Origin of the sequence: Pseudomonas sp. RW407, assembly GCF_003176655.1 — a bacterium.
In the GTDB taxonomy this organism is placed as follows: domain Bacteria; phylum Pseudomonadota; class Gammaproteobacteria; order Pseudomonadales; family Pseudomonadaceae; genus Pseudomonas; species Pseudomonas delhiensis.
Window position 1 is genome coordinate 1495629 of sequence record NZ_QGSL01000106.1, and the last position, 12612, is coordinate 1508240.

At 70.1% G+C, this 12612-nt stretch carries 10 protein-coding genes; 3 read left to right on the forward strand and 7 right to left on the reverse strand.

Going from position 1 to position 12612, the window contains the following annotated elements; genetic code table 11:
* Positions 1-19 precede the first annotated feature (19 nt).
* Together DK254_RS34605 and DK254_RS23475 are read left to right on the forward strand one after the other, a co-directional pair.
* Positions 20-364 (forward strand): DUF3302 domain-containing protein, encoded by a 345-nt coding sequence (locus DK254_RS34605; RefSeq protein WP_109935835.1) that lies wholly within the window; start codon positions 20-22, stop codon positions 362-364.
* Position 365: 1 nt separating this feature from the next.
* A complete protein-coding gene (locus tag DK254_RS23475; RefSeq protein ID WP_109935705.1) occupies positions 366-1325 on the forward strand; it encodes an HlyD family secretion protein in 960 nt (319 codons plus the stop codon).
* 447 nt (positions 1326-1772) lie between these two features.
* Here DK254_RS23475 and DK254_RS23480 read toward each other — a convergent pair whose 3' ends face one another.
* The 5 genes from DK254_RS23480 to DK254_RS23500 form a co-directional block, all read right to left on the reverse strand.
* Positions 1773-2315 carry a membrane integrity-associated transporter subunit PqiC gene (locus DK254_RS23480; protein WP_109935706.1) on the reverse strand — a complete coding sequence of 181 codons (543 nt, stop codon included), beginning with the start codon at positions 2313-2315 and terminating at the stop codon, positions 1773-1775.
* Positions 2316-2342: 27 nt separating this feature from the next.
* Entirely contained in the window at positions 2343-3983 is a 1641-nt protein-coding gene (locus DK254_RS23485; RefSeq protein WP_109935707.1) for an intermembrane transport protein PqiB, read from the reverse strand.
* Complete coding sequence (locus DK254_RS23490) at positions 3964-4611, reverse strand: paraquat-inducible protein A (RefSeq protein WP_109935708.1); 648 nt, start codon at positions 4609-4611, stop codon at positions 3964-3966. The genes DK254_RS23485 and DK254_RS23490 overlap by 20 nt, the downstream gene beginning before the upstream one ends.
* Positions 4608-5204 carry a paraquat-inducible protein A gene (locus DK254_RS23495; protein ID WP_109935709.1) on the reverse strand — a complete coding sequence of 199 codons (597 nt, stop codon included), beginning with the start codon at positions 5202-5204 and terminating at the stop codon, positions 4608-4610. Before DK254_RS23495 ends, DK254_RS23490 begins: the two co-directional genes overlap by 4 nt.
* A 135-nt stretch (positions 5205-5339) precedes the next feature.
* Positions 5340-6923: a GMC family oxidoreductase gene (locus DK254_RS23500; protein ID WP_109935710.1), complete on the reverse strand. Its 1584-nt coding sequence runs from the start codon at positions 6921-6923 to the stop codon at positions 5340-5342.
* A 98-nt stretch (positions 6924-7021) separates the two neighbouring features.
* Here DK254_RS23500 and DK254_RS23505 point away from each other — a divergent pair, with 98 nt between their 5' ends.
* Positions 7022-8032: an AraC family transcriptional regulator gene (locus DK254_RS23505; protein WP_109935711.1), complete on the forward strand. Its 1011-nt coding sequence runs from the start codon at positions 7022-7024 to the stop codon at positions 8030-8032.
* A gap of 334 nt (positions 8033-8366) precedes the next feature.
* Here DK254_RS23505 and DK254_RS23510 read toward each other — a convergent pair whose 3' ends face one another.
* Positions 8367-10877, reverse strand: coding sequence for a fused MFS/spermidine synthase (locus DK254_RS23510; protein WP_371921173.1), 2511 nt, complete (start codon positions 10875-10877; stop codon positions 8367-8369).
* 125 nt (positions 10878-11002) lie between these two features.
* Positions 11003-12583, reverse strand: a complete 1581-nt coding sequence (locus tag DK254_RS23515) for an arylsulfatase (RefSeq protein WP_109935713.1) — start codon at positions 12581-12583, stop codon at positions 11003-11005.
* Positions 12584-12612: the final 29 nt, after the last annotated feature.

The window sequence follows — 12612 nt, forward strand, 5'->3', positions numbered from 1 at the left end:
CTCAAGGAACAGAACGCCCATGCTGAACTACGTAGCCCTGGGAATCCTCATCGCCGTCGCCCTGATTCTCTTCTACGGCATCATCGCCATCCACGACATCCCCTACGAGATCGCCAAGGAACGCAACCACCCGCACCAGGACTCCATCCACGTGGCCGGCTGGGTGAGCCTGTTCACCCTGCACGTCATCTGGCCGCTGCTGTGGATCTGGGCGACGCTCTACCGCGAGGACCGCGGCTGGGGCATGGGCAACCCGAACGCGCCGGCCACCGAGCGCGAGCTGGCCGAGCTGAAGGCCGAGCTGGTGGAACTCAAGCGCACCCTCGCCGCGCCCCACGCGCCGCACGACGAAGGGAGCCACTGAGATGGAAACGTTGCTCCTGCTGACCTACGCCGCCCTCTGCGTCGCCGTCTTCAAGCTGTTCCGCATTCCCAGGAACAAGTGGACCGTGCCCACCGCCGCCCTCGGCGGCGTGGTCCTGGTGGGCTGCCTGGTGTTCTTCATGAACTACAACCACCCCTACTCCGAGGTGGCCCGCAGCTACTTCATCAGCACGCCCATCTCGCCCAACGTCAGCGGCCAGGTGATCGAGGTGCCGGTGGAGCGCGACCGCGCGGTGAAGAAAGGCGACGTGCTGTTCCGCCTGGACCCGACGCCCTTCGAGAGCAAGGTGAAGGCGCTGGAGGCCCAGTTGGTGTCGGCCAAGGCCGACCTCTATCGCGCTTCCACCCTGGTGCAGCGCAATGTCGGCAACCGCCGCGACCTCGACCAGGCCACCGCCCAGGTCAACGCCATCGAGGCGCAGCTGATCGGCGCCCGCTACGACCTGGAAAGCACCACGGTGCACGCCCCGGCCGACGGCATCGTGTCGCAGCTGATCCTGCGCCCCGGCGTGCGCGCCACGCGCTTTGCCACCCGGCCGTCGATGGTCTTCATCCCCAACGAGGACTACTTCTACGTGGCCTGGATGCGGCAGAACAGCCAGCTGCGCCTGAACGCCGGCGACGCCGCCGAGATCGCCTTCGACGGCCTGCCCGGCCAGGTGTTCCAGGCCAAGGTGCGGCGCGTGCTGCCGGTGATCGGCGAAGGCCAGATCCAGCCCGGCGGCAACCTGATCAGCTTCAGCGGCTCGCCGCCGCCGGGCCGCGTGCCGGTGCTCCTCGACATCACCGACCCGGCCTTCGAGCAATACCGCGCCACCCTGCCCGGCGGCGCCTTCGGCCAGGCCGCGGTGTACAGCGAGCACGCCCACGAGTTGGCGGTGATGCGCAAGATCCTGCTGCGCATGGCGTCCTGGTTGAACTACATCTATCCCTTCCACTGACGCCCCCATGCAGGAGCGCGCCCTGCGCGCGAAATCGCGGACAGAGTCCGCTCCTACAGGTTGCCGGGTGGCACGGACGCGTAGGGCGTATAACCGTTCGCGGTTATCCGCCGCCGGCCGACACACCGGTGCCCCGGGCAATGGCGGATAACGCCGTAGGCGTTATGCGCCCTACGGGCTGGGAGGCGCGGACGCGTAGGGCGAATAACCGTTCGCGGTTATCCGCCGCCGGCCGGAACGCCGGTGCTCGGGCAATGGCGGATAACGCCGTAGGCGTTATGCGCCCTACGGGCAGGGAGGCGCGGACGCGTAGGGCGCATGACCGTTCGCGGTTATACGCCGCCGGCCGGAACACCGGTGCCCGGGCAATGGCGGATACCCGTAAGGCATGGCATTCCCCCGTAGGAGCGGACTCCGTCCGCGATCTGCCGATCCCGGGCATCGACCCTACGGCGCCGGGCAACGCCCCTGGCCGGCCGCGGCCTGGGCGATGGCGGTGGCCAGCTGGCGCAGGTTGGCCTGGTGCGCGCTGACCAGGCTTTCCACGCTGTTCTGCGCCGGCGTCTGCACCGTGGTGTGGCAGCTCAGCTCGCCCTGGCCGCCCGCGCGTTTCAGGCGCCAGGTGGCGTCCAGCAGCGCGTAGCGCCCCGGCACCGAGTCGAAGCGCTGCACCTCCACCCGCAGCACCGCCCTGGGCGCGGCGCCGGGCGGGCCGCCCAGCTGGTCCTGCAGGGCATTCTGGAACTCGTCCACCAGGTTGGCGCCCCACCATTCGGTTTCCAGGATGGCCAGGCCGCTGCCGCCCTGGCGCACCACGATCTGCGAGCGGTCCACCTGCGGCGGCAGGCTCACGCGTTCCACGCGCACCCCGCTCGCCGCGCCCTGCCCCGGCTGCGCGGGCACCAGCGTGTGATAGTGGATGGGCGCGCTGCTGCAGCCCCAGAACAACGGCAGCAGCCCGGCCATGAGCAGCTTCGGCAGCTTGGGCATCTCGTTCACTCCTTTGGCATGGCCCTGTCAGGGCTGCAGGTCGTCGACGCCCGCGGCCTTCGGGCGCCCGCGGATCAGCGATTCGGGGTGCCGGCCGAGGTAGTCCGAGAGGTCGCGCAGCGAGCGCGACATGCGGTCCAGTTCCTCCAGGGTGTCGCCCAGCTTCTGGCGCTGCGGCGAGTCCTCCGACAGCGCGGCGTTGGCCGTCTGCAGCGTCTTGCGCACCTCGTCCAGGGTGCCCTTCACACCGGGCAGGGTCTGGCCGTTGAACTGCTTCAGGCTGTTCTGCAGCTCGCGCAGGTTGCCGTCCAGGTTGTTGGCGATGCGCTCCAGCGGCAGCTTACGGATGCGCTCCACCATTTCCTGCAACTGCTCCTGCAGCTTGTCCAGGCTGCCGGGCACGGTGGGGATGGCGAACGGCTGGGCGCTGGTGTCGAAGGCCACCTTCTTCGCGTCGGGGTAGAAGTCCAGGGAGATGTACATCTGCCCGGTGATCAGGTTGCCGCTGCGGGCCTGGGCGCGCAGGCCGTGCTCGACGAAGCTGGCGAGCAGCTGGCGGGTGCCCGCCTCGTCCTCCGGCGAATGGTGGAAGGCCTGCAGCATCTTCTGGTGCACCGGTCCCAGGCGCTGCGGGTAGACCACCGCGTCGACCATCACCGGGAAGCTCTGCTTCACCTCGTCGTAGTCCAGCTTCACCGAGGTGACCTTGCCGAAGGGCACGCCCATGAACTCCACCGGCGCGCCCACCGACAGGCCGCGCATCGACTGGTCGAAGCGCAGGCTCAGGTACAGCGGCTTGCCGGTGGGCGGGGCCAGCGCCGTGTCGCGGTCGGCGAACAGCTGGAAGCGTTGCTCGTCCGCCGCCGGTTTGGCGTCTGCGGCGAAGTCCGGGGTGCCGAAGGCCAGGCCGCCGACCAGCAGCGAGGACAGCGACTCGGTGTTGACCTTCAGGCCGTTGGCGTCCACCGACAGGTCCACCCCGCTGGCGTTCCAGAAGCGCGTGTCCTGGGTGACGAAGGCGTCGTAGGGCGCATTGACGAACACGCCGATGTCCACGCCCTTGCCGTCCTGGCGCAAGGCATAGGACACCACCTGCCCCACCGGGATGCGCCGGTAGTAGATCGACGAGCCGATATCCAGCGAGCCCAGGTCGTCGGCGCCGAGCATGAAGCGCTTGCCCTTCTCGCCATAGGTGATCGGCGGCGGCGACTCCAGGCCGGTGAAGTTCTTCTCCGGGGCGCTGGCCTCGCCGGCGTCGGCGCCGATGAAGGCCCCCGACAGCAGGGTGTCCACCCCGGACACGCCGCCGGCGCCGATGCGCGGCCGCACCACCCAGAACTTGGCGCCGCGGCTGGCGAAGGACTCGGCGTCCTTGGACAGCTGCACCTTGGTGACGACGCCCTTGCGGTCCCTGGCCAGTTCCACCGAGGTCACCTCGCCGATCACCACGCTGCGGTACTTCACCTGGGTCTTGTGCGCTTCCAGCCCTTCGCCGGTGGCGAAGGAAATGGAGATCACCGGCCCCTGCTGCATCCAGTTGCGCACCACCAGCGAGGCGCCGACCAGCAGCGCGATGATCGGCACTATCCAGACCAGCGACAGGTTCCAGCGCCGCGTGCGCACCTCGGCCCGCCCCGGCGGCGCCGGGTCATGTGTGTCCTGCGCCATCGATTCGGTCTCCCTTGTGCGGATCGTCGTCCCAGATCAGGCGAGGGTCGAAACTCATCGCCGAAAGCATGGTGAGTACCACCACCAGGCCGAAGAAGAGGATGCCCGGGCGCGGCTCGATGGTGCCCAGCCCGCGCATCTGCACCAGCGCCGCCACCAGCGCCACCACCATCACGTCGAGCATCGACCAGTAGCCGATCAGCTCGACGAAACGGTACAGCTGCGAGCGCTGCCGGCGCGCCCAGGCGCTGCGGCGCTGGGCGGTGAACAGCAACAGGCCGAGGGAACCGAACTTGATCGCCGGCACGCCGATGCTGGCGATGAAGATGATCAGCGCGATGTCCCAGGCGCCCGCCTCCCAGAACTCCAGCACGCCGCCGCCGATGGTGCTGTCCACGCCCTGGCCGAGCATTTCGGTGCGCATCACCGGCAGCAGGTTGGCCGGCACGTAGAACACCAGCGCCGCCACCAGGAATGCCCAGCCGCGGTTGATGGCGTCGGCCTTGCGCGCGTGCAGCGGCGCGCCGCAGCGTTCGCACTCATGGGCGTTGCGGCCCAGGTCGCAGGTATGGCCGCAACCGTGGCACAGGCACAGGTTCAGTTGCGGGGCCAGCGGCGGCGTGCTCATACCAGCTCCCAGAGGTCGCGGATGTCGCGCCCGGCGATGGCGATCAGCAGCACGCTCAGCGCCGCCAGGGCCACCAGGCCGATGCCGGGGATCACCTCCAGCAGCCCGGCCAGCTTGATCACCGCCACCATGGCGCCGAGCAGGCACACCTCCAGCATGCTCCACGGCCGCAGCCCCTCCAGGGCGCGCATGCACAGGGCGAAGCCCGGCGCGCGGCGGCGGCCCAGCGCGAAGCCCAGCACCCAGGTGAGCAACGTCACCTGCAGCACCGGGGCGATGATGATGGCCAGGGCCACCACCAGGGCGATGAAGGTGATGCTGCCGCTGCTGAGGACCAGCACCGAGTCCCAGAGCGTCGCCGAGTTGCTCAGGCCCTTCATGCTGATGGTCATCACCGGGTAGGCGTTGGCGAAGGCCAGCAGCACGGCGCCGGTCAGGCTCAGCGCCAGGCGCTGCTGCACCGTCAGCGCGGTGTGCCGCTGCAGCACGCCGCCACAACGCACGCACAATGCGCGCTGGTGGCGTTGCAGCGGCGCGCGCTCATACACGGCGTCGCAGTATTCGCAGATGATCAGGTCGCGGGCCTGGGGCATGCGGGGCTCTGGGCAGTGGGAAGCGGGGCCGGGGCGCCGCGCGAATGACGGCGCGCCCGACCATGCCTGGCAAGCCTAGCCGAAGATGGCGGCGCGGCCGCCGCACCCTGCTCTTTGCGCGACAGCCGGCCCGCCTCAGGCCCCGCCGATCCACCCCGCCGCGCGCTCGGCGATCATGATCGCCGCGGCGTTGGTGTTGCCGCCCACCAGGGTCGGCATGATCGACGCGTCGACCACGCGCAGGCCCTCGATGCCGCGGACCTTCAGGCGGCTGTCCACCACCGCGTCCTCGTCGGGGCCCATGCGGCAGGTGCCCACCGGGTGGTAGATGGTGTCGGTGCGGCGGCGCAGCACCTCCACCAGTTGCTCGTCGCTGTGCAGGCCGGCGCTGTACAGGTCCTTCAGGCCGAAGCGCGCCATGGGCCGCTGCTCGCAGATTTCCCGCGCCATGCGGTAGCCCTTGAGCAGCGTCTGCACGTCGTCGTCATGGCCGAGGATGTTCGGGTCGATGCGCGGCGCCGCGGCCGGGTCGGCGGACTGCAGGCCCAGGCTGCCGGCGCTCTTGGGCCGCAGCACGCAGACGTGGCAGCTGAAGCCGTGGCCCCAGTGCAGGGTGCGGTTGTGGTTGTCCAGCAGGCTCACCACCGAATGCAGCTGCACGTCCGGGCGGCTCTGCTCGGGGCCGGTGCGCAGGAAGGCGCCGGCCTCGGCGAAGTTGCTCGCCAGCGGGCCGCTGTGGCTGGCCAGGTACTGCGCCAGGGCCGCGCTCATGCGCGCACCGCCGCGCACCGAGTAGCCCGGCAGCGAGGTGTCGTGGCTGCGGTAGCAGAGCACCACGTCCGGGTGGTCGCGCAGGTTCTGCCCCACCCCCGGCAGCTCGTGCTGCACGCGGATGCCATGGGGCTTCAGCTCGGCCTCCGGGCCGATCCCCGAGAGCAGCAGCAACTGCGGGCTGCCGAACACCCCGGCGCTGAGCAGCACCTCGCGGCGCGCCTTCAGCTCCAGGTGCTGGCCCTTGTGCGTCACCCGCACGCCGCAGGCCTGCTTGCCCTGCAGCAGGATGCGCTCGGCGCGGGCGCCGGTCAGCACCGTGAGGTTGCCGCGCGCCTGGCGGATCGGCTTGAGGAAGGCGGTGGCGGCGCTCCAGCGGCGGCCGTCGCGGATGGTCACCTCGTAGTGGCCCACGCCTTCCTGCTCGGCGCCGTTGAAATCCTCGTTGTAGCGATGGCCGGCGTGCATCCCGGCCTCGATGAAGGCATGGGAGGCCACATGGGCGTTCACCTGGCCGACGTACAGCTCGCCCTGGCCGCCGTGGTACTCGCAGCCGCCGCCGTGGTGGCGCTCGCTCTTGCGGAAGTACGGCAGCACCTCGGCGAAGGACCAGCCGGGGTTGCCCAGGGCCGCCCAGTCGTCGAAGTCGCTGTGGTGGCCGCGGATGTAGATCATGCCGTTGATCGAGCTGCTGCCGCCGAGCACCTTGCCCCGCGGCTGGTAGCCGACGCGCCCGCCCAGGCCGGCCTGGGGCACGGTATCGAAGGCCCAGTTGACGTGGTGCGTGGGCAGGATGGCGGCGATGCCCGCCGGCGCGTGCACCAGCGGCGAGCGGTCCTCCGGCCCCGCCTCGAGCAGGCACACGGAAACGCCGGGGTCGGCGCTCAGGCGGTTGGCCAGGACGCAACCGGACGAGCCGGCGCCAACGATGATGTAGTCGAATTCCATGGGGTGCTCCGGTGAGTGGGAAGGGAACGCCTCGGATTCTTCGCTGGCCGTCGTCCGATTGATTGATCTTTGATGACAGATAATTGATTCTTCACGACATGGAACCTTTCATCCGCACCACCTCCTTCACCGGCTTCCGCGAGCTGGTCGCCCAGCACGGCCAGGACCCGGCCGCGTACCTGCGGCGCTTCCGCATCAAGCCGCAGTTGCTCGACGACGAGGACGCCCGGGTGCCCTTCCGCTCGCTGGTGGGGCTGCTGGAATACGCCGCCGCCGAACTGGGCTGCCCGGACTTCGGCCTGCGCATGGCCGAGCACCAGAACCTGCACGTGCTCGGCCCCATCGCCGCCATCGCCCGCCACTCGGTGACCGTGGCCCACGCCCTGGGCGACGTGGTGCGGTTCATCGGCTACCACAGCCCGGGCATCCAGCTGGAACTCGACCAAGCGCCCGGCCAGGCCCCGCGCCTGTGCATCGCCCTGCGCATCCCCGGGGTGACGCAGCAGCGGCAGATGGCCGAGCTGGCCATGGGCGTGGCACACAACACCATGAAGCTGCTCTGCGGCCCCGGCTTCAAGGCCCAGGCAGTGGAGCTGCACGGCGCAAGCCCGGTACCGCTGCTGCGCTACCGGCGCTACTTCCATACCGAGGTGCGCAGCGGCCAGGCCGGCTACGCCATGCTGCTGACCCGCGCCCAGCTCGACCAGCGCATCGAGCAGCAGGACCCGGCGCTGCACCGCACCCTGGTGCAGTACCTCAGCCAGTTCGAACAGGAAGGCGCCGACCTGGGCGAGCTGGTGCGGCGCTGGGTCACGCGCATGCTGCCCACCCAGCGCTGCCGCCTGCCGCTGGTGGCCGAGCAGATGGGCCTGCACGAGCGCACCCTGCAGCGCCGCCTGGGCGAACTGGGGCTGACCTTCGACGAGGTGGTCGACAGCGTCCGCCGCGAGCGCGCGGAAACCTACCTGGCGGCGCGGGACATCCCCCTGGCGCAGATCGCCAACATGCTCGGCTACAGCGAACAGGCGGTGTTCAACCGCGCCTGCCGGCGCTGGTTCGACCTCACCCCCGGCGCCCGCCGCCGCCAGTTGCTGGCGCCGCGCGCGTAGATACACCCCGGCCACGTCCCACGCCAAGGTCGACCTCGGAGCCGCCTGGGGCCCAGGCCAAACGGCGGATAACGCCGGAGACGTTATACGCCCTACGGGGCTCGGCCGTGGCGTAGGGCGTATAACCGTTCGCGGTTATACGCCGATACACCCATGTCACAACCCACGCCAAGGTCGACCTTGGAGCCGCTTGAGGCCCAGGCCAAACGGCGGATAACGCCGGAGGCATTATGCGCCCTACGGGGTTCGGCCGTGGCGTAGGGCGTATAACCGTTCGCGGTTATACGCCGATACACCCGTGCCACAACCCACGCCAAGGTCGACCTCGGAGGCGTTATTCGCCGCCCAGGAACCAGCGGTAGTAGGGGTTGTCGCCGTCGTCGCGGACCACCTGGCGGGCGTCGCGGGCCCAGGCCTGGCGGTCGCCGCGGTAGGCGTGCAGGCTCAGGTCGTAGAAGCGCCGCAGGCGCGCCCAGTGGTCGTCCACCGCGGCGCGGAAGGACGGCTCGGCGCCCTCCAGCGGCGGCGCGCGGCGCAGCGCCAGCAGCACCGGCAGCACGCGGGTGATCTCCCTGGCGCGCACCCAGGGCGCGTACTCGATGCGCGGCTGGTCGTCGGTGACCGGCTGCGCGTCGCCGGCGAAGCTTTCCAGCCCGGCGCGGTCGGTCACCCAGGTGGCCAGCAGCGCCTCGGGCGAGTCCACGCCCACCTCGCCCAGGGCCGCGGCCACCGCCGGCTGCGCGAAACGCTCGCGGATGCGCGGCACGTCCAGGCGCAGCGGCTGCAGCGAGCCCACCAGGAGCATCTCGTGGAACTCGGTGGTCCACAGCCAGGCATGGGGGAAGACGTCGATGAAGCTGCGCACCAGCGCGCGGCTGTCCTCCTCGTTCTGCGTCGGCAGCGGCAGCCACTGGGCGACGATGCCGCCCTGCTCCAGGCGGCTGGCGGCCAGCTGGTAGAAGTCCCGCGAGTACAGGTTGACCACACCGGCGGCCGAAGGCGGCGGCGGTTCCAGGGTGATCATGTCGTAGCGCTCGGCGCTGCGCAGCAGCTCGCGGCGGCCATCGCGCAGGCGGATGTCCAGGCGCGGGTCGTGGCGGGCGTCGAAGTTGCCCTTGAAGTGCCGCGCCGCGGCCAGCACCTCGGGCAGCAGCTCGGCCACCACCGGGTGCTGCAGGGCCGGGTAGCGCAGCATGGCGCCGGCGGTGATGCCGGTGCCGAAGCCGATCACCAGCGCCGAGCGCGGTTCGCCGTCGTGCACCAGCAGCGGCAGCAGCGCCTGCAGACGCATGTAGCGCAACGAGGGCATGGCGTCGCCGGTGTTGGACACGCCCTGGATGTACAGGCGGCTGAAGCGGTTCTGCCCCCTGCCCTGCTCCACCACCGCCACGGTGCCGCCGCGGCCCTCTTCGTAGAAGGTGATCTGCCCGTTGCGCGCGGCCGGCAGCAGTTCGGCCAGGTGCCGCGGCGAGGTGAGCGCGCCGGCCGCCAGGGTGGCGACGGCGACCAGCGCCACGCCCAGGCGCATGCGCTTGCCCACCTGCTGGCCGCGGCATACCGCCAGCAGCCCGACGGCCGCGGCCAGCGCCGCGAGCAGCGCCAGGCTGCGCACCAGGCCCAGGCCGGGCACCAGCAGGAAGCCGGTGAGCATCACCCCGAGGATGCCGCCGAGGGTGTTGAGCGCCACCACCAGGCCGACGTCGCGGCCCACGTGGGCGCTGTCCACCGCCAGGCGCAGGGCCAGGGGAAAGGCGGCGCCCAGCAGCGTGGTGGGCAGGAACACCACGCACAGCGCGGCCACGGCGAAGCGCGCGCACATGCCGGCCAGCTCGCTGCCGCCCAGCCCCAGCACCAGTGCTTCGGCGCGGGTCTGCGCGCCCACCAGCCAGTGGCCGAGGCCGGCGACCTGGAGGATGGCCAGCAGCCCGGCGGCGGCGATCAGCAGGCCGAACAGGCCCCAGGGATCGCGGATGCGGTCGGCGCGCCGGGCGTACAGCGCGCTGCCCAGCACCAGGCCGCAGAGGTAGGTGGCCAGCACCATGGCGAAGGCGAAGGCGCGGGTGCTCATGAACTGCACGATGGACTGCGTCCACACCACTTCGTAGCCCAGGGCCACGCCGCCGGCCACGCAGTACAGGGCGATGGCCAGGCGCGCCGCGGGGCTGCGCGGCGCCACCGGCTGCCCGGCGGGCGCGGCGGGTTCCACGGCCTCGCGGCGGGCCAGCAGCGCGCCGGCGGCGGCCAGCAGGTTGAGGCCGGCGGCGGCGCAGGCGCTGCCGAGCACGCCCAGGGCCGGCAGCAGCACGAAGGCCGCCAGCAGCGTACCGGCGATGGCGCCGGCGGTATTGGCCGCATACAGCCCACCGCCGGCGCGGCCCAGTTGGTCGTTCGCCGGTTTCAGCGCCCGCACCAGCACCGGCAGCGTGCCGCCCATGAAGAAGGCCGGCAGGCCGACCAGGACGAAGGGCAATAGCCAGGCCGCCAGGCCAATGCCGGCCTCCAGGCGGGCGAAGGGCCCGGCGGCGTGGGCCAGGGCCACGCTGGCGGCGACGCCGAGCGCCGCCACCAGCAGCTCCAGGCCGGCGTACAGGCGCACCGGCCGGCGCAGGCGGTCGGCCCAGCGGCCGAAGGCCAGGCCGCCCAGGGCCAGGCCGGCGAAGAAGGCGCTGATGGCGGTGGTGACGGCATACACCTCCACCCCCACCACCAGGGAAAGCTGTTTCACCCACAGCACCTGGAACACCAGCGCCGCGCCCCCGGAGGCGAACATCAGCAGGGCCGGGAGCAGCATCTGCAGGTGGGCCCGGGAAGGGACTTCCGCGCCAACGGCACGACGGGATCGCATACGGGGCGGGTTGGCAGCTGAGGGCATCGGACGGCCTTGTCGGAAAATGGAAAAGCCTGCGACGGCAAAGCCGTCGCAGGCATCGGTCCGGAAGCCCGGCTCGCGGGCCTCCTATGCGGCACAGCTTACTTCGCAGTGCCCTGCTGCTTCATCTTCGCTTCGATCTGCTTGTCCACGTTCTCGCGGATCTGGTCGATGCTGAAGCTGGCCGGGCGCTGGCTCGGCGGGTACTCGACGAAGGTCTGCAGGAACTTCGCGGCCTTCTGCGTCCCCTGGAACAGCAGGTAGTCGTTCTTGGTCAGCCAGTCGTAGTACTGGTCGGAGACCACGTCCGCCCGCTCGTACGGGTCCATGCGCAGGTTGAACAGCTTGGGCACCCGCAGGCAGGTGAAGGGCTCGCTCCACACCTGCAGGCCGCCGGGCGCGCGCTGTTCGCACCAGACGATCTTCCAGTCGCCGAAGCGCATGCCCACCAGCTCGCCGTCGTCGTTGAAGTAGTAGAACTCGTTGCGCGCACTCTTGTCGGCCTTGCCGGTCAGGTAGTCCAGCTGGTTGAAGCCGTCCAGGTGCACCTTGAAGTTCTTGCCGCCGACGTTGGCGCCCTTGAGCAGGCGGTCCTTGATGTCGGTGTCGCCCACCGCGGCGAGCAGCGTCGGGAACCAGTCCAGCCCGGAGACCATCTGGGTGGAGACTTCGCCGGCCTTGATGTGGCCCGGCCAGCGGATCATCGCCGGCACCCGGTAGGCGCCTTCCCAGTTGGAGTTCTTCTCGTTGCGGAACGGGGTGGTCGCCGCATCCGGCCAGGACCACTGGTTCGGGCCGTTGTCGGTGGTGTAGATGACGATGGTGCTGTCGGCGATCTTCAGGTCATCCACCGCCTTGAGCAGTTTGCCGACGTCGCCGTCGTGCTCGATCATGCCGTCGGCGTATTCGTTGCCCAGCATGCCGCTCTGCCCTTTCATCGAGTCGCGCACGTGGGTGAAGGCGTGCATGCGCGTGGTGTTCATCCACACGAAGAACGGCTTGTCGGCCTTCACCTGCTTGTCCATGAAGTTGATGGCGGCCTGGGTAGTGTCGTCGTCGATGGTCTCCATGCGCTTGCTGTTCAGCGGGCCGGTGTCCTCGATCTTGCCGTCGGCGGTGGAGTGGATCACCCCGCGCGGCGTGGCGGCCTTGGTGAAGGCCTCGTCGTCCTTCGGCCAGTACGGGCGTTCGGGCTCTTCCTCGGCGTTGAGGTGGTACAGGTTGCCGAAGAACTCGTCGAAGCCGTGATTGGTCGGCAGGTACTCGTCGCGGTCGCCCAGGTGGTTCTTGCCGAACTGCCCGGTGGCGTAGCCCTGGGCCTTGAGCGCCTGGGCGATGGTGATGTCGCGCGCCTGCAGGCCCACCGGCACGCCAGGCATGCCGACCTTGGACAGGCCGGTGCGCAACGCCGACTGGCCGGTGATGAAGGTGGAACGGCCGGCGGTGCAGCTGTTCTCCGCGTAGTAGTCGGTGAACATCATGCCTTCGTGGGCGATGCGGTCGATGTTCGGCGTCTTGTAGCCGACCACGCCGAAGGCGTAGGCACTGATGTTGGTCTGGCCGACGTCGTCGCCGAAGATCACCAGGATGTTCGGCTTGTCAGCGGCGCTGGCGACCGAGCATCCGACTATCGCCGTCGCCGCCAGGGCGAAGCGCGACAACCATCTTCCCGTGCGTTTCATGTGGGTGTTACTCCTTTCCAGTTTGCTTG

What these genes read in the sequence shown, in the direction of transcription:
- DK254_RS23505 (WP_109935711.1), top strand. Translation starts at nt 7,022, where the DNA reads ATGGAACCTTTCATCCGCACCACCTCCTTCACCGGCTTCCGCGAGCTG.
- DK254_RS23480 (WP_109935706.1), bottom strand. Translation starts at nt 2,315, where the DNA reads ATGCCCAAGCTGCCGAAGCTGCTCATGGCCGGGCTGCTGCCGTTGTTC.
- DK254_RS34605 (WP_109935835.1), top strand. Translation starts at nt 20, where the DNA reads ATGCTGAACTACGTAGCCCTGGGAATCCTCATCGCCGTCGCCCTGATT.
- DK254_RS23475 (WP_109935705.1), top strand. Translation starts at nt 366, where the DNA reads ATGGAAACGTTGCTCCTGCTGACCTACGCCGCCCTCTGCGTCGCCGTC.
- DK254_RS23485 (WP_109935707.1), bottom strand. Translation starts at nt 3,983, where the DNA reads ATGGCGCAGGACACACATGACCCGGCGCCGCCGGGGCGGGCCGAGGTG.
- DK254_RS23500 (WP_109935710.1), bottom strand. Translation starts at nt 6,923, where the DNA reads ATGGAATTCGACTACATCATCGTTGGCGCCGGCTCGTCCGGTTGCGTC.
- DK254_RS23495 (WP_109935709.1), bottom strand. Translation starts at nt 5,204, where the DNA reads ATGCCCCAGGCCCGCGACCTGATCATCTGCGAATACTGCGACGCCGTG.
- DK254_RS23490 (WP_109935708.1), bottom strand. Translation starts at nt 4,611, where the DNA reads ATGAGCACGCCGCCGCTGGCCCCGCAACTGAACCTGTGCCTGTGCCAC.
- DK254_RS23515 (WP_109935713.1), bottom strand. Translation starts at nt 12,583, where the DNA reads ATGAAACGCACGGGAAGATGGTTGTCGCGCTTCGCCCTGGCGGCGACG.
- DK254_RS23510 (WP_371921173.1), bottom strand. Translation starts at nt 10,877, where the DNA reads ATGCGATCCCGTCGTGCCGTTGGCGCGGAAGTCCCTTCCCGGGCCCAC.